The following is a 16,767-nucleotide window of genomic DNA, read 5'->3' as shown; positions in this document are numbered from 1 at the left end:
TTGTTATCCCCCTATGTTTAATTTTTTACGTTCATCCGTATTCAATTTCACTGGTTTAATTTGATACTTATTCAAAAAGTTCTTAGTACCTATTTGGTGCTCCTCTTGATGGTGCTGACGACATCCTGCATAAAATGTGAATGTCTCATGATTAATCTTTTTACGATTACGCCCCATACCAACAACTTCAATATGGCAAACGTCAGCATGCTTACCGCAAATACAGCACTTACGATATTTCAAGCAGTAATAAAACCATTTGTTATTTTCAAGCAAGTATTGGTATCTTTTTTCAAGTGGTATATCGTTTTTCAAAATGAACTCAATCAAGAAACCGATCCACTCATTCGCTTCATTCCTGGTAGCTCTACTATGTTCAAAATAAACACCACTCTTAGCCTCGTAGTAGTATTTCAAGACACTTTCAATCCATTTAGGTTCGTCATAGCTCCAACGTGCCACATCGGCTATTAGAACGTGAGAAAGTGCATTCTGTTTTTGAGATATCTGTCGATTATCTAAGAATTCAACTTTCGCTAAATTATCATCGTTATTAGCCAGAAGTTCGAGAAAATTTGAATTTATTTCATCCTCAAATTCGATGGCCAACATATTCCCTTTGTGTTTTATGATTTTTCCAATCATTCAATCACTTCTTTTCAAAATCATTTGCAATAGGAGGATTTGCGTCGTCAAATAATTCTGTTTGTTCTTCATCGAGTTCGTTTTCACTTTGTTGTTCTACACTAGGAACTTCAATCTTTTCTAGCATTTCTTTCATACGCTCAAGAACTTTAGTTTTTACGTTTTTTAAAGGTACGTTGTTAATCTTGCTGTGCAACTCTTTAAACATATTTTCATGATTTTCAGATTGTGTAGCAAGTTCTGTAATACTACTAATTAATTCATCTTTTAATTTTTCTAAATCTATTCCTTCGCTACTCCATTCATATATTTTTCCGCCTACTTCTTTTGTTATTTTAAAAGGCATATTAAACATATTTGAGTTATCTTTGGTAGCTTCCGCTATGTGGTCCTGATCAATACGTAAAGCGATAGCAAATTCATATTCCAAACTATCTTTTTGATCAGGTTTCAACCCTAGTTTTACTACTTGTGTTTTACCTTGTTCATTTTTTTCCATGTCGTAGGCTTGCTTACTTCTAGACGTTCCAATCACATACATTGAATTTCCTGTTACTAACTTAAGAAATTCTTTCTCTAATGGTTTTACTTTATTCCAAGCCAACATTTGATTTTTAGAGTTGCCTCTCTGATGGTTTTCTACTTGTTCTAAAATGCCACCTTCACCACTCCAAGCATGTGTTAGAGAATCGACTATCACCACCTCAACCCCAGCTTGTTTGAATAAATTAAAAGCCTGTATATATCGCTGTACAGTAAATGGTGCTTCAAAATCAATATGCAAAAATTCCCCTATGTCGACATTCCCAATAGTTGAATCAGCATATAACAACGATCGTTTGTGCTCAGTGTCAATGACACCTATTTTTTCCCATTGTTCTTGTTCTGATAAGTCTGAATGCATTTTTTCAATAATTCCTTTAGCAATAAACAACGCACTTACTGTTTTTCCACTACCACTTGCGCCAGTTATCATGATAGGAACTTTTATTTTTTCGCGTTTAGCCTTTTTTATTTCCATATTGAAACCTCCTATCTAATTCTCAAACTCTTAGTTTGAACTAATTCTGCACCTTTGATTTCCCCATGTTTCAGTTCTTCTTTCAAAGCTGTTTTATCAACTTTGGGAGGTTGAGGAATTAAAAAGCTAATAGGAATTAATTTTTCGTCTATAATATTCACAGAAACTGGATTGTTTTGAATTCCTACATTGAATAATTCGCCCTTGATTTTCGTTTTGCCGACCTTTTCCATTTCATCTTGCAGATATCCTTTTAGGTTCTTTACATTGTTACAAAGCGTTGTTTTTCGTGACTGTAGCCGTTTGATTTCTTTTTCAACAATAGATATGTTGCTTTCAAGTTCTTTAACTACTTTTGCTGTGTTTTCTACTTTTAAATCGATTGAATCGCTAATACTATCTAACGTATCTTTTAATGTTCCATCATCAAGCTCTTCAGCTAATGACAAAACTTTTAAATAATCGTTGCTAAGTTCATAAAGTGTTGCCACGGCTATCTTCCTCCTCGTCATATTCCCATTCTGGTTCGATTTTCTGTAATTCTTCTAACGGCTCTGTTAAAAATTGATCTAGCGCATCTGCTTCACTACGATTCATTCACAAGACCTCGTTTCTGTGATATAATTTTTCTTGTATAATTTTTGTATGTGCCTTAATCGTTGGCAGACGATTGGGCATTTTTTATAACTTCCGACAAAAATCTGCAAATTCATCGCTTGTTACCTCTTTGAAACATTCGAATTTCTTCTCTTTTCCATCTGAATAATAAATATTGATAATTGGAGTATCCCAATCACTTCCTGGAATTCCAGCAATAGTCTTTACTTTTCCCAAGTCAATAATATATTTGCCTTTTTCCCAAACAGTTTCGGCAGTCCAAAAGTAATCTGGTAGAGTTCCTAAAAATACTTTATCAACATCTGCATTATCCACTTCGACATCAATTAGCTCTTTAGCTTTTTTAAAATCATATAATTTTGGCATTCAAATACCTCTTTTCTTTTTTTGTTGAGCAATATATATCCGCCCCTTTTGTTGCTGGTACCATAAATCAGCAAGTTTTTTCGTTTGCTCTAGTTTTTCTATTCTGGTCATTCTTTTTATTCCTTTCTCTGGTATAATTTATTTACTAAGCTTGGAGGGATGCTCATGTATTTTGTTATAAAAAAATCTAGTGATGGTAAGTACTACTTTTTAATTAAAACAAGTGAACATGAAGTAGTATCATCCAGTAAAACGTACTACTATAAAGCTTCTGTAATTGATATCATCGAATCCATTAGATTAGGAATCGACCCGAAAACAATTGTTGTTGATACTACATATGGTTTCTGATATTTGGAATAGTTTTATCTATTTACTCTGATAGTTTATTGATGTTGCCATAATGATTTAAATTAATATTCTTCCGCTCCATGCTACTCGGAATAGTTTGGAGCTATTTATTTGTTTTCTTTTGTTCTTTGAATATTTTGTTTAGTATTTCATATTCCCCTTTTCTATCTACCTGCAATAGCCATTGCAAAAATACAAATTAAAAATACGACGTTACCTATCAGACTTACATACGCAATTGCTTGGACTCGTCTCATTCGAACCCTAGGATGTTTGGCAATTGCCGCTAACCCTCTTTTATTCATTTTCATTCCTCCTAAATCGTACTTAATACTGATCCTCGAAATCCCTGATTCAATTTTGCTTCATTTAATTTGTTATCTCCGCCGATAATTGATTTAGATTTCTTGTGGTACAAACGATGTTGGCCCCTAAAAATTACTACAAGAGTATTTCTATAGTTGCCTGTCGTATCTACAACTTTTAATTCTTTACCTTTATATTTAATTATTTCCACAGGATTCTCCTTATACATGGATTCTATTTTGAATTTCTAAATATCTTAAAAATTCAAGTTCTCTTTCAATTTGATAAGCTTTTCCTTCGGTCAGTTGTTCTGATTGTCTAAGCGCTGCTCTATCGTCTTGTAGCTGTTTACGCTCTTTTTTGATTTGGTTGAGTATCCAACTTTCTTGTTCAGTTGTATAAGCCATAATATTCTCCCTAAGCAATATCGTTTAAGTCAAAACTCATTTGTCTTACAACTGTTTTTGTGGCTGTGGACGGCTCCCAGTCGTTAATATATTCAATTACGATTGGATAATGTTTTTCTCTTAATTGTGATCGAGTACCCACCCCTGTGATTTGCTTAATACCTGAATTAATATCTTTGTAAAGCTTGCCACGCTGTTCCTTTGTGATTTTCCCAAATCCTCTTGCAACTTCTGCTACTCGTTGATGAACTCGACGTGATAAGTAGCCATAATCATCTGCACCGATTTTTTGATTGTCTTTTAAGTCGGCTACTTCTTTTTCAATTACATCTACACGCTCATTTGTTTCTTCATTTGCTGATAAAGCTAGTAAAGCTAATTCTCGCTTTGAGGTTGGTAATTTAGGCTGTTGAATTTCTTTTTCCATTTGATTAAAAGCCTCAATATATTTCAGTTTGAATTCCAACACTTTTTGAGAGTTATTAAAACCTAATACTGCTAGCGTAAATCCATCTCGATTCATATAAACAACACGGTAAGCCTGTTTGTTTTGCGGATGAATATAAGTGTCTTCACAAAATAGGTCTGCATATTTTTGTGCAAGCCCCTCTTTCAAATCATCAATTGCTTTTAAAACAGCTCTGTGTTCTTTTCCGAAAGTTTCAGCAACTTGTAAACTACTTGTTACTGCTTGTTGATCTTTCATAATTACTAAATTGTTCATTTTTAATTACTTCCTTTCTTTAAAATATCTGCAAAATTTTCATCTAAAAATTCAAGCATTTTTCTTCTCTGAAAAAGATAAGTATCGCGACCGTCCCCTGGATAATAAACAAAACCATCTTTATTTTTATCTACATCTAATATTTTTCTATATCTGGGATTTTTCAATACATTACTCGTAAACCATTCATATCCACGATTTACCCTATCTAATACCTCTTTTAACGTCATCCAGTTTCCTGTCTCATCAGCTTTTTTTAATTCTTCATATTCAATTTTAGAGATAATAACGTAATCTGAAGGTACTGGAATTTTAGCTTCTAAGTATTGTGCTTGAGACATATAACTAAACACCTCACTTTATATTTAAGATTTTTTTGATTTTTTGAACTTGTTCTTCTGAACGTCTGCGACCATGAAGGATATCTGATAAGTATGGGCTTGAAATCCCTAGTTGTTTCGCTAACCAAGATTGGTTTTTTCCTGCACGAATTAGAGCTGCTCTTACGTCAATTGCTAAATCTTGTGACATATTTATTGTTCACTTCCTTTTATTTTTAATTTGTAAGCTAAAAAATTAGCTAATTTAGTAAAATACGTTGACACTTTCTAACACATATTGTAAAATATACCCATAGCTAAATAAGACTTTAAAAGCCTTGTAAATCAATACTTTTACCGTTCCCCAACGATTTTTAAGTTTTGTTTATAGGTTTTATTTGAGAACTTATTAGCTAATAAATTAGCTTACGTGATTATATTACTAACAAATATTGTAAATGTCAAACGATTTTACTAACTTTTTTTGTAAATAACACGTAACTAGAAGGAGAATGCTTTGATATGAACCTTTTGGAACGTATAAAAAAACTAGCAAAAGATAGAGATTTATCTATTTATCAGCTTGAAGAAGAAATAAATATTGGACGAAATACTATTTATCAATGGAATAAGCGAACACCGTCTTCGGATAAACTTGAAGCTGTAGCCAATTATTTCAATGTTTCTGTAGATTATTTATTAGGTCGTACTGAAAATCCAAACCCTGATAATATAGAAGAAGATGAAATCGCAACATTCTTCCGCGTAAATACCGAAGATTTGACAGAATCAGAAAAAAATCAACTTAGAGAAGAGCTGAAAGAGTATTTAGAATTTATGAAGTCAAGACTTAAAAACAAATGATTGGATGAAAGCTTATGAATTTAGACTACGATACTTATTTTGAATATCATGACCAGGCATATATTATCATAGAAAAGGTAGCAAATTATTACGGAATAGAACTAAAAGAATTACGATGGAAACACTACAGAGATTACATGATTGACGTAGAAAATGTTGATATTATTCCTTATAAATTTGGAGAAGTTTCAAGAAAAATATTTTCTGGTAATATAATCAGATTACATGATCAGTGTGGAATATCCTATAATTCAACAATGGTTAAAGGAAGACAAAATTTTTCAATACTTCATGAATCTGCACATTATTTTTTTGATATGAATAAGGATTGTAAGTCTCAAAGTTTTTCAGACTTGTTGTCAGGAAAAGGATATAGTGATGAAGATGCACCAAAAGAATTGCGAGCTAATATTTTTGCATCACTTGCTTTGATTAATAACGAAGCTCTAAAAGAATGTTTTAGAAAGCGAATGTCTTTTTATCAAATTTGTGATGAGTTTGAAATGAGTGCAGCTGCACTTTATGTTAGATTATACGATTTCTTAACAAAATTTATTTTGTTAAATCAAAGTTTAGCTAGAACAGCAATAAATCAATTTAGATATAATTATGATCCATCAAAATTAATAAACTATGTAAAAATGAGCTTGTGAAAACGAAAGGAAAGATTGCAAATGAAAAAGATGATTTTGTTAGGTTTGTCTTTAATAATGTTGGCCGGGTGTTCTTCCGAAACGAAAAAAGAAGTAAAAACAAAAGAATCATCCACAACTGTTACATCTACTACAATCGTTTCATCTAGTAAAACTAAAGAGAAAGAATCAAGTTCAACAGTTGAAACATCTAGCGTTTCCACTTCATTTGTTGAGGATGAAACGCAAACACAAGTGAGCTTAGGTGATTTTGTCGGGGGTTGGGGTATTCCTCAAAGCGATAATCTATTTTTTATAAATGCTGACGGAACACTGACTAGCACTAATCAACCAAATGTTCCGCTCCAAAATTTGAGTTTTTCTGTTGATGCGAATGGTAATCAAACAATGTCATATATTTTGAATAACACTGCAAGAACATTAGTGAAAAATGCAGATGGCACTTTAACTGCTGGCGGACAGATCTATAGTTATCTTGGCAATATTACGATGGAACAATTAATAGAAAGAAATAATCAAGGTCAACAACCCTCCGTCCCTACACAAGATCAGGATGAGCAACCGGTTGTAGCTAACGGCCAAGAGTCACAAATTCAATCTGAAAATAATCAAGAACAAGAAGTTTATGATCAGTTGCGAGATGGGGAAACGGGAAAACAATTTGCAGAACGTCATGGTTTATCGGTAGAACAGCTAGAGGAACTAAACAACGGAAATACCACATATTATCCTAATATGTACCTGCGAGTGAAATAAGGGGGAATATAGTATGTTTTTATTTGGAAATAAAGAAGAAAAAAAGGTAAAGAAAGCCGAAGAAAAGCAAATAAAAGAATATTTTAAAAATAATCATGATATTGTAATAGGCGGCATTTATTTTAATGATTCAGACAGAAAAATATTTATCCCAAAAAGTATTTCTGAATCAAGAAAACAACAAGTTATCAACTATGATGATTTGATTAATTACACAGACATTTTTGTCGGTGGTAATATAAAAAAACATCACGGGATAACTCGTGCAGTAGTTGGCGGCGTTTTAGCTGGCCCTATTGGGGCTTTAGTTGGTGCTGGAACAGGTGGAAAAGAATTTACTTCCATTAAGCAATTAGGAGTTATGTTACATCTTCCTAATAATCAGACAGTAAAATATATGTTAATTACAACTGAAACAAAAACTGATTCTATGATTGGTAAAAGTTTAATGGATAGATACAACGAATTAATTGCAAAACTGGATCAAATACTAAAAACTATTTCAAACAATAAAGATAACACTGTATTATCTTCTGCAGACGAGATAAGAAAATTTAAAGCCTTATTAGATGATGGCATTATTACAGAACAAGAATTTGAAATAAAAAAACGTGAATTATTGCAATAAAAAAAGCGCCATCTCTCCCTGTCCAAAGTTTGAGATGACACAACTATAAAAACAAACCTAAAATAGGCCTATTTGCTATGCCTATTTTACCAGAAAACAGGAGGAATAGGCAATGGCTAGATTTATAAAGCGGGGAAATTCTTGGCAATACGAAATATCTTATAAAAAACAAGATGGCACGCATAGCAAATTAAGAAAAAGCGGGTTTAAAACTAAACGAGAAGCCAAAGAAGCAGCTGATGAAATTGAATATAATTTAAAAAAGGGGCTTCAAGGTGATAAACAAAATATCTTATTGTCTGAATACTTTAAAGATTGGATGAATCTATATAAAAAAGATGTCGTTTCTGAAATAACATACAGAAAATACAAAGATACACTCAACAATATAGAAAGATATATGCCAAATATAATTCTTTCACAACTTACCCGCCCATTGTACCAACGATATTTAAATAAGTTTGCCGAAGAGCATATGAAGTCAACAGTCATCAAATTTAACAACCATATCAGAGCATCGCTTAAAGATGCAGTTGAGGAAGGACTTATTCTATTTGATCCAACTAGAAAAGCTGTAATTAAAGGTAAAGAATCAGATAAAATCAAAAATGATAAATTTTTAGATTACGGGGATTTTAAGCGGTTAATGGAATTAACTGAAAAAGGAATTGACCCACACTACGCATCGCCAATTATGGTTGTGGTAGCTGGTGCTACAGGTATGCGTTTTGCAGAGTTACTAGGAACAACTTGGAACGATATAAATTTCGAGGATGAAATAATCGATATTCATAAAACGTGGAATTACAAAATGAATTGCTGGGGAAAAACTAAAAACGAAAGTTCTGTACGTAAAATAAAAATTGATTTTCATACTGCTCAATTACTAAAAGAATACAAGAAAGCTCAAAAAGAATTGTTTGATAAACTAGAGGTACAAAACCCTGAACAATTTATCTTTTACAATTCTCAAAACGGGCTTATTTCTAATAACGCAGTAACTAAATACTTGAGAAAAAAACTATCTGAAATAGGTGTAACAAAAAAATTCACCTTACACGGTTTACGTCATACGCATGCTTCAGTTCTATTGTATCAAGGTTGTGATACTATATATGTATCTAAAAGGCTAGGGCATTCAAGTTTAGATACAACGATAACTACTTACTTACACATTATAAAAGAGCTAGATAACAAGAATGATGAAATGATTGATTCTGTATTCGATAAAATCTATAAAAGTAATTAACCATTTGGCACATTTTTGGCACAAATAAAACAAAACACCTATCAAATAAACATTTGGAAGGTGTTTTTTACGTTCCCGACTGGAATTGAACCAGCGACCTACCGCTTAGGAGGCGGTTGCTCTATCCTACTGAGCTACGAGAACAATCTGTTTTAATTTTAGAAGTCTTCACTACATCTGTCAATAGACAAAAAGAAAGTATCCCGCATAAACAATTATGCGAGATACTTTCTTTCAGTGAAACACGTCGTTCGTTTATCTATTATTTTTTTTGCCGCCGATCAAGAATCATTTTTCCTAAATAATAAAGTCCTGTCGCAATAGCTATATATTGCCCAATTTTATTATTGCGTGCAACTTTTTCTTGTTTCGTTTTCGCCATTGTCCCCATCACCTTTCTAAAATAATTCTTTTTACATTTTTATTATAGTAGGTTCTGTCATTTTTTGCGAATAAACACACTTTTAAAAATAATCTTCTAAAATTGGCATGCCTTTGACTAAACGTCGGCCTAAACGTTGAACTGTCGTTGCGTCTCCTTGCAAGCGTTCATAAAAAGATAACGTTTCTGCTGAACGATAGCCCAAGAATAGTTGTGTCCACGTTTGGATATCTGCTTTCAAAGCAGCAGTCCCTTCTTTTTCCACAGCACCTTTAGTCACTGTTGCTTTTCCTTGTTCGTCAATTGTGATTGTCCAAATGCCTTCATTCCATGGCCCATAGGAATCTTCAATCTCTAAAGAATACGTTTCTTTTTCTCCTGATTGAAATGGATACTTTTCCAGAAATGTTTGTAACTCAACGATTCGTGCCATCATGTAAGGTAAAATTTTTACAGAAGCTGCTGGCGTTGGCATTAAATCATTTAAATCTTTTCCAGCAAAACCATTAATCCAATGGAACGATTGAACGGAACCACTATGTGAGCCAATAAACCCAGCTAAAGCTTTAAAAGCTGTATTAGTTAAATAGTTCCATTCTACGATTTCAAAGGTGCCAGCAGCTATCCGATAAATCACATAGCCTTCTGCTTTCCCTTCTGACGAATAATAAATCGCTTGATTATTTGGTTTACTTGCACGATTCAGCGTATAATCCAGCCACCAAGTTTCACGGATCACACCACCAGAGTGCGCTCTTTGATTTTCAAGGTATACGTCTTTAATGACCTCTTTACCGTCAGCCCAAGAAACTCGTTTAATGGTACCCGGAACTCGTTTAACACGTGGCCAATCTTCCGTTTTAATTGTATACTCCGCTTGTTCAAATGTTTGTTCATAGCCATATTGACGATAAAATGGATATGAAAACGGTGCTAAGTAAGAAAGGGCAACCTTTTGTTTCGCTAAATCAGCCAACATTTCTTTCATAATAGCAGAGATGCCGCCTTCACCACGATATTCTGGATAAGAAGCCACATAGCCAATTCCAGCCATGGGATAGCGGACACCATGGAAATTCACTTGAAAAGGTGTCGCCATCACTTGACTTGTTAATTGCTCATCAATTAGGAAGCCATAGCTTTGCGTATGTGACAACAATTTTTCAAAACGTTCTTGGCGTTCCGCCGTGGGTTCCTGATTAAAAGCATAGATGACAAGATTAAACATCTCTTTCATTTCTTCTTTGCCCATTTTTTTGACTCTTTTAGTTGTCATTTTCTTTCCTCCTCGCACATTGTATCAATTCATTTTATCACAGAAACGGTTCTCTTTCTAAAAGCCGTTATTTGCTGTCATTTCTTTGAACCAACGACCGCTTTTCTTAATGGTCCGTTTCGCATCATCATCTAAATCCACAGCGATGAAGCCATAACGATTTTTATAGGCATTAAGCCAAGACCAGTTATCCATACACGTCCACATATGATATCCTTGAACATTACTACCTTCTTGAATCGCTTGATGCACCCATTTCAAGTGATCCTGCACGAATTCAATCCGATAATCATCTTCAATGACTCCTTGTTCATTGACAAAGCGTTCTTCTCCTTCTACGCCCATGCCATTTTCTGAAATGTAGCAGCGAATGTTGCCATAATTTTCTTTTAAATTCATTAATGTATCATAAATACCTTTTTCGTAGATTTCCCAGCCACGGTAAGGATTCATTTTTTTGCCAGGCATATCGTAGACATCATAAAAATCTTCTGGAAGTAAGCCTTCTGGTCGTGTTTCAACAGGTGTTTCTTTTGCTTTGGCACGACGTGGTTGATAGTAGTTTACTCCTAATAAGTCCACAGTATTTTCAGCAATTATTGCTAAATCTTCTGGCGTTGTTTCTGGCAATAAGTCATTTGCTTTCGCCCAAGCAACCATATCTTCTGGAAAATGACCTTTAACAGCCGGGTCTAAAAACGAACGGTTAAAGAAACCATCGACAAATTTAGCCGCATTTACATCGGCTTCGTTGTGCTCATCACGAGGATAAGTCGGCGTTAAGTTTAAAATAATGCCAATTTCACCTGATAAGTTCATAGAATGATAGACGGCAATCGCTTTGGCACTAGCTAAAGCTTCATGATAGAGTACTTGAATCCCTTCTTTTAGATTCACTTTATCAGGATAATGCCAGCCATAGAGATAACCACCTTCAACTGGTACAATTGGTTCATTGTGCGTAAACCATTTTTTCACGCGATCGCCAAACAATTCAAAACAGGTTTTGGCAAAGTCAACATACAAATCAACCACTTCACGGCTTTCCCAACCGCCTTTTTCTTGAAGTACCATCGGCATATCAAAATGATACAAGTTCATAAAGGGCTCAATCCCGTGTTCTAATAAATCATCAATCACTTGATTATAAAAATCAACTGCTGTTTGATTGACTTTTCCTGTTGTAGGATCTGGAATTAAACGGCTCCATTGAATGGATGTTCGAAAAGAGTTATGTCCCGTTTCTTTCATTAACTGAATATCTTCTTGGTATTTTTTATAAAATTGTGAGGTCTTATCTGGACCGACTTGTTGAAAGAATTTTTCTGGCGCTTCTTGATACCAAAAATCCCAAATGTTTTGACCTTTACCATCACCTTCAAAAACGCCTTCTGTTTGAGGACCGCTGGCTGCAGAACCCCACCAAAAATTTTCTGGAAATTGATATTTCATGTTATTTGCTCCTTTACGATTTAATCATTAAAAAAAGGATTGAACCCTCCGTAAGAGTCCGGACGATTCAATCCTTCGATTTTTTACTCAGCTGCTTCTGCGGCTGCTTCTTGTTTCAAGTATTGATCTGTTGCTACTTTTACGAAAGGCATGTAGATCAAAATAGAAATCAATAAGTTAACAGCTGCTAAAACTCCGCCGGCGATACTCTTCGTTGCTAAAAATCCGCCAATAATTGGTGGTGTTACCCAAGGTGGCATAAAGGTTGCAGCTGGTACTAAACCAGTTGCTGTCGCCACATACGCAACAGTTACAAGAACCATTGGGACTAAAATGAATGGGATAAACATAATTGGGTTTAAAACAATTGGTAAACCGAACATAACTGGTTCATTAATATTAAATAGTCCTGGTGCTAAACTTAAGTTTGTAATGACTTTGTATGGTTTGTTACGACGACCAACGATAAAGATAGCAATTAACAGACCTAATGTTGCCCCTGTTCCACCTAAGTTTACAAATGAATCAAAGAAAGGTTTGTTTACAATATAAGGAATTGCTTTACCTGCTTCTAAAGCTTTAATGTTCGCATCAATCGCTGGTACGTTGATTGTTTGCATTAATGGGTCAACCATGTTGGCACCATGTAAACCAAAGAACCATAAGAATGGTGTAATGAAAGCTAACAATAATGCTGATGGGTAGCTGTTTGCAAGTCCCATAAATGGTTGTTGAACTGCTTCATAGAATGAAATAACGATATTGTCAATTCCTAAAGCAAATAGAATTGATGTGATTAAACTAAATAAACTGATTGTAATCATTGCTGGTAATAATGCCGCAAATGATTTTGCTACTGCTGGTGGTACACCATCAGGCATTTTGATAACTAATTTAGGATTGCCAGATAAACGTTGGAATAGTTCTCCTGAAATAAGTGCAATAATCAAAGCAATAAATAATCCAGTTGCGCCCATACCTTCTAAGCCGCCAACTGCGAAGAATGAAGCTACAGAAACTGTACCGGCTGCAATGCCGTCTTTTCCATAAGATTTAACTAAATTGTGTGCTACTAAAAAGGCTACTAAAACGGCAAAGATTGCGAATGTACCGTTCCAAATGTTACCACCAAAGCTTTTCCAAATTGGTGCATCGTTATACATCATTGGGAAAATTTTGTTTAAAAAGTCCTCATATCCTGGAATTGGAATATTATTAATTAATACCGCCAAAGCCCCTAAAATCATTAATGGCATCGTTACGACAAACGCGTCACGAATTGCTACCAAGTGCCGTTGCGCTGCGATTACTGACGCTTTCGGCATAAAGTGTTTCTCCATCCATTGAACAAATCCGTCCATTGTTATTCCTCCTAATTAACGCTTTCTCAAGCGCGTTTTTCTTATAAGACGCATTGACAACGAGATTACTCGTTATCAATACGGCGATAAAGATCAATAATTTCTTTTGCTAAATCTGTAAATGCAATCGCAGTCATTAAATGATCTTGACTGTGCACTGTTAACAATGTTACTTGCATGTTATTGCCTTTTGCTTCTTCTGTTAACATTCCTGTTTGCGAATGATGTGCATGTACAAGTGATTCTTCTGCATCTGCAATTTTTTTGTCTGCTAATTCAAAATCCCCCGATTTTGCTGCGGCAATCGCTTCCATTGCATCGCTTTTAGCATTTCCGCCATACATGATTAAACCCATGATTGCTTCTAAGTTCTGTTGTCCGTCCATTACCTCTACCCCATTTTCTGCTCTAGTTTGATGATCCCATTAATGAAATTGCTTGATCTAAAACTTTTTCGCCATTCATCATGCCATAGTCCGCCATGTTAATGACATCTAAAGGAATCCCTTTTGGTTGTAATTTTTGTTCAAATTGCCCTTTCATGAAACGAACTTGTGGACCTAAAAGTAAAACATTCACCTCTTTATTTTCCAAGTTTGTATCTGCTTCAGAAGCCGATACTGCAAAGATGTCTGCTTCCATGCCACGATCTTCTGCTGCTTTTTGCATTTTTGTTACTAATAAACTTGTGCTCATTCCTGCGGAACAAACTAACATAATTGTTTTTTTTGCCATTTTCCTTCATCTCCTAAATTCTCTTTGTTTTACTTTACACCTTTATATAAGCAAGAAGCGTGCCAAGTTTTAACACATTGAAAACATTGATATGACAACGTTTTTCAACATAGAAAGCGTGTACACACTAAAAATAAAACGATTACACACAGCTTTTTTGTGTGCGTTTCCAAAATAATAGGGCAACAAAAGAAAGTGAGCGATAAGCCGAAACGACTCATCGCTCACTTTCTAAAGCTGAAGAGAATCAACTGGACAAAAGCCGCTTTTTCCCTTTAAGCAGTTTCCATCATTTTAAGCATTTTATAAAACTGTTTCTTTTTAAAATAACTTAAAAAGATACCTAATACTGCGTCATTCAGTTTTTGTAACGTCCCATAAGAAACCATTGTTTCTGTATAACGCAGTTCACAGCTTTTTTCATCAATTGGCTGGAGCTCATACCGCACCGAGAAATCATTTTTAGTTGTGGATGTTCGAAATTGATAGGTCTTATTTTCTACAGCTTCTTCAATAACTATTTTCGCGCGACTATTTTTACTATATTCTTTGATATATTCAAACTTACGTAACTGCTTTCTTGTAAGAGTTTTGCCTGTTTGCTTACGGATATCAAAAATAACAGAATTCATTAATTGCGTGTAAAATTCATCTGCTGAAATAGTTAATGTTTTCGTAATTTCCATTACCGTTTCACCTCATCCTTTGTCGCCTCTTCTTCAGCAACTTTTTTTCCTTTAAAAAACAGGTAACCACCAAGTCCAATGAAAAAAATCCCCGTTGTCAGACTTAATAAATCATAGTTTAAGGAGCTGGGATTCAACGAATACAAAACAATCAAGAAGCCAATACTACATAAAAATAATCCATTTCTAATCATTTTCATCCATCCTATCTTTTTAGACTACCGTTGCTTGGAAGTATAAAACGCCACCCCAAGGTTGTTCCTTAATCAGCTGTTTTGCAACTTGTGCAGCAGTTTCAGGGTCTCCTTCAACTTCAAAAAATAACTTAATACCATTCTTTTCTTTAAAAGTAAATGTTTCATTTTCCCCTTGATATGCCTCTAGTAAAGTAATAATTTCCTCTTGCTTCATTGCACTTGCAATCGAAATCATGCCGCTCGCTCCTTTCTATACAAGTAATTACTGTTTTTATTGCCTATTGCTCACTTTCGCCTAATGCAGGATCCATTTTGTTAGCAGCGATAACAAACGGTGTCCAAATCAAGAAAGTGACTACCATACATACCAACGCTACGATTGGTGCGCGCCAGTCGGCACCTGTCGCTAAGAAAGATAATAGCAACGGCGGTGTCACCCATGCGACTTGTTGAGAAACTGGTGCGACTAGCCCAAGATACGTTGCAACCCAGCCAATTGTAGTAGCAACTAATGGCGCAATTACAAATGGAATAAACATAATTGGATTCAGAACAACTGGTAAACCAAACATAATCGGTTCATTGATATTAAAGATCCCAGGTCCTAATGATAATTTACCGACTGTTAAATAATCTGCTCGTTTGGAGAATAACAAGATTGCAATAATTAGGACGATTGTACCGCCTGAACCACCAAACCAAGCGAAAGCATCAAACGAACCACGGACCCACATGTAGGCTTTACCGTCGTCAATAGCGGCTAAAACCGCAGCTGTTCCTGTTTTTCCTTCATAACCTTTTTGGAAAATATCAATATTGATTAATTGTGCTTGTCCCCAAATGCCTTCAAGAACTGGTGCCAAAACGTTTGGCCCGTGAATACCAAAGAACCAGAAAATTTGAACAAAAACTGTTACGATTAACACAGCGCCTAGTCCTTGTGATAACCCAAGGAACGGTTCCGCGATATATTTTTGAATTAAGTCAATTAATAATTGACCGCCTGAAAGTTTTGACACCGTAAAGTTAATAATTGCTACGACATACAATGCGATTGTTGCTGGTAAAATTGCCGCAAACGCTTTTGAAACTGCTGGCGGAACAGAATCAGGCATTTTTATTGTTAAATCCGCTTGCATTAATTTACAAAAAATAATGGTTGATAAAGCGCCCATAATCATCACTGTAAAGAAAGCGTTACCATTTAGATGGTTGAGATTTAACCAACCCCATGGATTGACAGTCAATTGATTATTAGCAATTGACGCACCAATTTCTGCCCCATTAATTGCGTTGGCAATCTTTTCTGGCACTTTCACAGCTAATTCAGCTGTGTTATTTGGTGCAAAAGCAACACCTGAAATTAAGGTAGCTAAACTGACAATCCCACCAGCTAGCTCATTCACATTGTATGCTTTCGCTAAGTTATAGCCCCAAGAAAAAGCGAAAATCAAACCAGCGATAGCCAATGTACCATTCCAAACAAAACCATTAATCCCAATGATGACATTCAATACTGCAAAAATACCTTTGTCTGCTTCCAAACTTGCCGCATAAGTTGAGACAAACTCTTGGGGAAGATCTCGAATAATTGCGTTAATCATTACGGCGACTGATCCAGCCATTGTCGCAGGTAATGTACCAATAAAAGCATCCCTTAGTGCCACCAGATGTTTCTGTGCACCAATTTTTGCGGCAGTTGGTAAGATATATTTTTCCATCCATGCCATTAATCCGTTCATTTTTATTCCTCCTGTATCCATTTATATT

25 protein-coding genes and 1 tRNA gene are annotated in these 16,767 nt (G+C 34.9%); 6 read left to right on the top strand and 20 right to left on the bottom strand.

Annotated features, from left to right (window positions below):
- Positions 1–3: 3 nt before the first annotated feature.
- The 5 genes from IGK54_RS03935 to IGK54_RS03915 all read right to left on the bottom strand — a co-directional run bounded on the left by IGK54_RS03935 (position 4) and on the right by IGK54_RS03915 (position 2,650).
- On the bottom strand, positions 4–645 hold the full coding sequence (locus IGK54_RS03935; RefSeq protein ID WP_095714954.1) for a putative HNHc nuclease: 642 nt from the start codon (positions 643–645) through the stop codon (positions 4–6).
- A gap of 4 nt (positions 646–649) precedes the next feature.
- Complete coding sequence (locus tag IGK54_RS03930; protein ID WP_095714955.1) at positions 650–1,666, bottom strand: AAA family ATPase; 1,017 nt, start codon at positions 1,664–1,666, stop codon at positions 650–652.
- A gap of 11 nt (positions 1,667–1,677) precedes the next feature.
- A complete protein-coding gene (locus tag IGK54_RS03925; protein WP_430603219.1) occupies positions 1,678–2,157 on the bottom strand; it encodes a siphovirus Gp157 family protein in 480 nt (159 codons plus the stop codon).
- Positions 2,141–2,263, bottom strand: coding sequence for a hypothetical protein (locus IGK54_RS03920; RefSeq protein ID WP_002364322.1), 123 nt, complete (start codon positions 2,261–2,263; stop codon positions 2,141–2,143). Before IGK54_RS03920 ends, IGK54_RS03925 begins: the two co-directional genes overlap by 17 nt.
- Positions 2,264–2,347: 84 nt before the next feature.
- Positions 2,348–2,650, bottom strand: coding sequence for a hypothetical protein (locus IGK54_RS03915; protein ID WP_430603217.1), 303 nt, complete (start codon positions 2,648–2,650; stop codon positions 2,348–2,350).
- A 159-nt stretch (positions 2,651–2,809) separates the two neighbouring features.
- Here IGK54_RS03915 and IGK54_RS03910 point away from each other — a divergent pair, with 159 nt between their 5' ends.
- On the top strand, positions 2,810–3,001 hold the full coding sequence (locus IGK54_RS03910) for a YegP family protein (RefSeq protein ID WP_002404543.1): 192 nt from the start codon (positions 2,810–2,812) through the stop codon (positions 2,999–3,001).
- 316 nt (positions 3,002–3,317) lie between these two features.
- Here IGK54_RS03910 and IGK54_RS03905 read toward each other — a convergent pair whose 3' ends face one another.
- The 5 genes from IGK54_RS03905 to IGK54_RS03885 are packed head-to-tail and all read right to left on the bottom strand — an operon-like array spanning position 3,318 to position 4,969.
- On the bottom strand, positions 3,318–3,518 hold the full coding sequence (locus tag IGK54_RS03905) for a hypothetical protein (RefSeq protein WP_239407776.1): 201 nt from the start codon (positions 3,516–3,518) through the stop codon (positions 3,318–3,320).
- A 10-nt stretch (positions 3,519–3,528) separates the two neighbouring features.
- The gene (locus IGK54_RS03900) at positions 3,529–3,714 is read right to left on the bottom strand and encodes a hypothetical protein (protein ID WP_033598023.1); all 186 of its coding nucleotides are present in this window, start codon (positions 3,712–3,714) and stop codon (positions 3,529–3,531) included.
- 10 nt (positions 3,715–3,724) lie between these two features.
- The gene (locus tag IGK54_RS03895; RefSeq protein ID WP_252709830.1) at positions 3,725–4,438 is read right to left on the bottom strand and encodes a Rha family transcriptional regulator; all 714 of its coding nucleotides are present in this window, start codon (positions 4,436–4,438) and stop codon (positions 3,725–3,727) included.
- 2 nt (positions 4,439–4,440) lie between these two features.
- Entirely contained in the window at positions 4,441–4,779 is a 339-nt protein-coding gene (locus IGK54_RS03890) for a DUF771 domain-containing protein (protein WP_252709831.1), read from the bottom strand.
- 13 nt (positions 4,780–4,792) lie between these two features.
- Positions 4,793–4,969, bottom strand: coding sequence for a helix-turn-helix domain-containing protein (locus IGK54_RS03885; RefSeq protein WP_002364354.1), 177 nt, complete (start codon positions 4,967–4,969; stop codon positions 4,793–4,795).
- Between the two features lie 311 nt (positions 4,970–5,280).
- Here IGK54_RS03885 and IGK54_RS03880 point away from each other — a divergent pair, with 311 nt between their 5' ends.
- The 5 genes from IGK54_RS03880 to IGK54_RS03860 all read left to right on the top strand — a co-directional run bounded on the left by IGK54_RS03880 (position 5,281) and on the right by IGK54_RS03860 (position 8,908).
- Positions 5,281–5,622, top strand: coding sequence for a helix-turn-helix domain-containing protein (locus IGK54_RS03880; RefSeq protein WP_174125400.1), 342 nt, complete (start codon positions 5,281–5,283; stop codon positions 5,620–5,622).
- A 14-nt stretch (positions 5,623–5,636) separates the two neighbouring features.
- Complete coding sequence (locus IGK54_RS03875) at positions 5,637–6,275, top strand: ImmA/IrrE family metallo-endopeptidase (RefSeq protein ID WP_010716880.1); 639 nt, start codon at positions 5,637–5,639, stop codon at positions 6,273–6,275.
- 21 nt (positions 6,276–6,296) lie between these two features.
- On the top strand, positions 6,297–7,031 hold the full coding sequence (locus tag IGK54_RS03870) for a DUF4950 domain-containing protein (RefSeq protein ID WP_368023836.1): 735 nt from the start codon (positions 6,297–6,299) through the stop codon (positions 7,029–7,031).
- 13 nt (positions 7,032–7,044) lie between these two features.
- Positions 7,045–7,659 carry an SHOCT domain-containing protein gene (locus IGK54_RS03865; protein ID WP_252709833.1) on the top strand — a complete coding sequence of 205 codons (615 nt, stop codon included), beginning with the start codon at positions 7,045–7,047 and terminating at the stop codon, positions 7,657–7,659.
- Positions 7,660–7,771: 112 nt separating this feature from the next.
- Positions 7,772–8,908 (top strand): site-specific integrase, encoded by a 1,137-nt coding sequence (locus tag IGK54_RS03860; protein WP_252709834.1) that lies wholly within the window; start codon positions 7,772–7,774, stop codon positions 8,906–8,908.
- 70 nt (positions 8,909–8,978) lie between these two features.
- Here the strand turns inward: IGK54_RS03860 and IGK54_RS03855 are convergent.
- The 10 genes from IGK54_RS03855 to IGK54_RS03810 form a co-directional block, all read right to left on the bottom strand.
- Positions 8,979–9,052 (bottom strand) — tRNA-Arg (locus tag IGK54_RS03855).
- Between the two features lie 320 nt (positions 9,053–9,372).
- Complete coding sequence (locus IGK54_RS03850; RefSeq protein ID WP_142957273.1) at positions 9,373–10,566, bottom strand: GNAT family N-acetyltransferase; 1,194 nt, start codon at positions 10,564–10,566, stop codon at positions 9,373–9,375.
- Between the two features lie 57 nt (positions 10,567–10,623).
- Positions 10,624–12,018, bottom strand: a complete 1,395-nt coding sequence (locus tag IGK54_RS03845; protein ID WP_002355921.1) for a glycoside hydrolase family 1 protein — start codon at positions 12,016–12,018, stop codon at positions 10,624–10,626.
- Between the two features lie 83 nt (positions 12,019–12,101).
- Positions 12,102–13,379, bottom strand: coding sequence for a PTS sugar transporter subunit IIC (locus IGK54_RS03840; RefSeq protein WP_002355920.1), 1,278 nt, complete (start codon positions 13,377–13,379; stop codon positions 12,102–12,104).
- A gap of 65 nt (positions 13,380–13,444) precedes the next feature.
- Entirely contained in the window at positions 13,445–13,765 is a 321-nt protein-coding gene (locus IGK54_RS03835; protein ID WP_002355919.1) for a PTS lactose/cellobiose transporter subunit IIA, read from the bottom strand.
- Between the two features lie 22 nt (positions 13,766–13,787).
- A complete protein-coding gene (locus IGK54_RS03830; RefSeq protein WP_002355918.1) occupies positions 13,788–14,114 on the bottom strand; it encodes a PTS sugar transporter subunit IIB in 327 nt (108 codons plus the stop codon).
- A 275-nt stretch (positions 14,115–14,389) separates the two neighbouring features.
- Entirely contained in the window at positions 14,390–14,800 is a 411-nt protein-coding gene (locus IGK54_RS03825; RefSeq protein WP_016622502.1) for a DUF3284 domain-containing protein, read from the bottom strand.
- A complete protein-coding gene (locus IGK54_RS03820) occupies positions 14,800–15,000 on the bottom strand; it encodes a DUF3188 domain-containing protein (protein WP_002355916.1) in 201 nt (66 codons plus the stop codon). The genes IGK54_RS03825 and IGK54_RS03820 overlap by 1 nt, the downstream gene beginning before the upstream one ends.
- Positions 15,001–15,013: 13 nt before the next feature.
- Complete coding sequence (locus IGK54_RS03815; RefSeq protein ID WP_002355915.1) at positions 15,014–15,232, bottom strand: hypothetical protein; 219 nt, start codon at positions 15,230–15,232, stop codon at positions 15,014–15,016.
- A 43-nt stretch (positions 15,233–15,275) separates the two neighbouring features.
- Positions 15,276–16,739 carry a PTS sugar transporter subunit IIC gene (locus IGK54_RS03810; RefSeq protein ID WP_002364646.1) on the bottom strand — a complete coding sequence of 488 codons (1,464 nt, stop codon included), beginning with the start codon at positions 16,737–16,739 and terminating at the stop codon, positions 15,276–15,278.
- Between the last annotated feature and the right edge of the window lie 28 nt (positions 16,740–16,767).

Source organism: Enterococcus sp. DIV2384, assembly GCF_050534975.1.
Taxonomy (GTDB): Bacteria; Bacillota; Bacilli; order Lactobacillales; family Enterococcaceae; genus Enterococcus; species Enterococcus faecalis.
Note: the sequence above shows the minus strand (reverse complement) of the source record. Positions and strands in the feature narration are given on the sequence as shown.

Excerpts from the sequence above, each read along its gene's own strand:
- IGK54_RS03935 (WP_095714954.1), bottom strand. The coding sequence starts at position 645 with ATGATTGGAAAAATCATAAAACACAAAGGGAATATGTTGGCCATCGAA.
- IGK54_RS03920 (WP_002364322.1), bottom strand. The coding sequence starts at position 2,263 with ATGAATCGTAGTGAAGCAGATGCGCTAGATCAATTTTTAACAGAGCCG.
- IGK54_RS03815 (WP_002355915.1), bottom strand. The coding sequence starts at position 15,232 with ATGATTTCGATTGCAAGTGCAATGAAGCAAGAGGAAATTATTACTTTA.
- IGK54_RS03930 (WP_095714955.1), bottom strand. The coding sequence starts at position 1,666 with ATGGAAATAAAAAAGGCTAAACGCGAAAAAATAAAAGTTCCTATCATG.
- IGK54_RS03860 (WP_252709834.1), top strand. The coding sequence starts at position 7,772 with ATGGCTAGATTTATAAAGCGGGGAAATTCTTGGCAATACGAAATATCT.
- IGK54_RS03820 (WP_002355916.1), bottom strand. The coding sequence starts at position 15,000 with ATGAAAATGATTAGAAATGGATTATTTTTATGTAGTATTGGCTTCTTG.
- IGK54_RS03915 (WP_430603217.1), bottom strand. The coding sequence starts at position 2,650 with ATGCCAAAATTATATGATTTTAAAAAAGCTAAAGAGCTAATTGATGTC.
- IGK54_RS03835 (WP_002355919.1), bottom strand. The coding sequence starts at position 13,765 with ATGGACGGACAACAGAACTTAGAAGCAATCATGGGTTTAATCATGTAT.
- IGK54_RS03825 (WP_016622502.1), bottom strand. The coding sequence starts at position 14,800 with ATGGAAATTACGAAAACATTAACTATTTCAGCAGATGAATTTTACACG.
- IGK54_RS03845 (WP_002355921.1), bottom strand. The coding sequence starts at position 12,018 with ATGAAATATCAATTTCCAGAAAATTTTTGGTGGGGTTCTGCAGCCAGC.
- IGK54_RS03900 (WP_033598023.1), bottom strand. The coding sequence starts at position 3,714 with ATGGCTTATACAACTGAACAAGAAAGTTGGATACTCAACCAAATCAAA.
- IGK54_RS03910 (WP_002404543.1), top strand. The coding sequence starts at position 2,810 with ATGCTCATGTATTTTGTTATAAAAAAATCTAGTGATGGTAAGTACTAC.
- IGK54_RS03870 (WP_368023836.1), top strand. The coding sequence starts at position 6,297 with ATGAAAAAGATGATTTTGTTAGGTTTGTCTTTAATAATGTTGGCCGGG.
- IGK54_RS03865 (WP_252709833.1), top strand. The coding sequence starts at position 7,045 with ATGTTTTTATTTGGAAATAAAGAAGAAAAAAAGGTAAAGAAAGCCGAA.
- IGK54_RS03880 (WP_174125400.1), top strand. The coding sequence starts at position 5,281 with ATGAACCTTTTGGAACGTATAAAAAAACTAGCAAAAGATAGAGATTTA.
- IGK54_RS03830 (WP_002355918.1), bottom strand. The coding sequence starts at position 14,114 with ATGGCAAAAAAAACAATTATGTTAGTTTGTTCCGCAGGAATGAGCACA.
- IGK54_RS03850 (WP_142957273.1), bottom strand. The coding sequence starts at position 10,566 with ATGACAACTAAAAGAGTCAAAAAAATGGGCAAAGAAGAAATGAAAGAG.
- IGK54_RS03875 (WP_010716880.1), top strand. The coding sequence starts at position 5,637 with ATGAATTTAGACTACGATACTTATTTTGAATATCATGACCAGGCATAT.
- IGK54_RS03840 (WP_002355920.1), bottom strand. The coding sequence starts at position 13,379 with ATGGACGGATTTGTTCAATGGATGGAGAAACACTTTATGCCGAAAGCG.
- IGK54_RS03810 (WP_002364646.1), bottom strand. The coding sequence starts at position 16,739 with ATGAACGGATTAATGGCATGGATGGAAAAATATATCTTACCAACTGCC.
- IGK54_RS03895 (WP_252709830.1), bottom strand. The coding sequence starts at position 4,438 with ATGAACAATTTAGTAATTATGAAAGATCAACAAGCAGTAACAAGTAGT.
- IGK54_RS03885 (WP_002364354.1), bottom strand. The coding sequence starts at position 4,969 with ATGTCACAAGATTTAGCAATTGACGTAAGAGCAGCTCTAATTCGTGCA.
- IGK54_RS03890 (WP_252709831.1), bottom strand. The coding sequence starts at position 4,779 with ATGTCTCAAGCACAATACTTAGAAGCTAAAATTCCAGTACCTTCAGAT.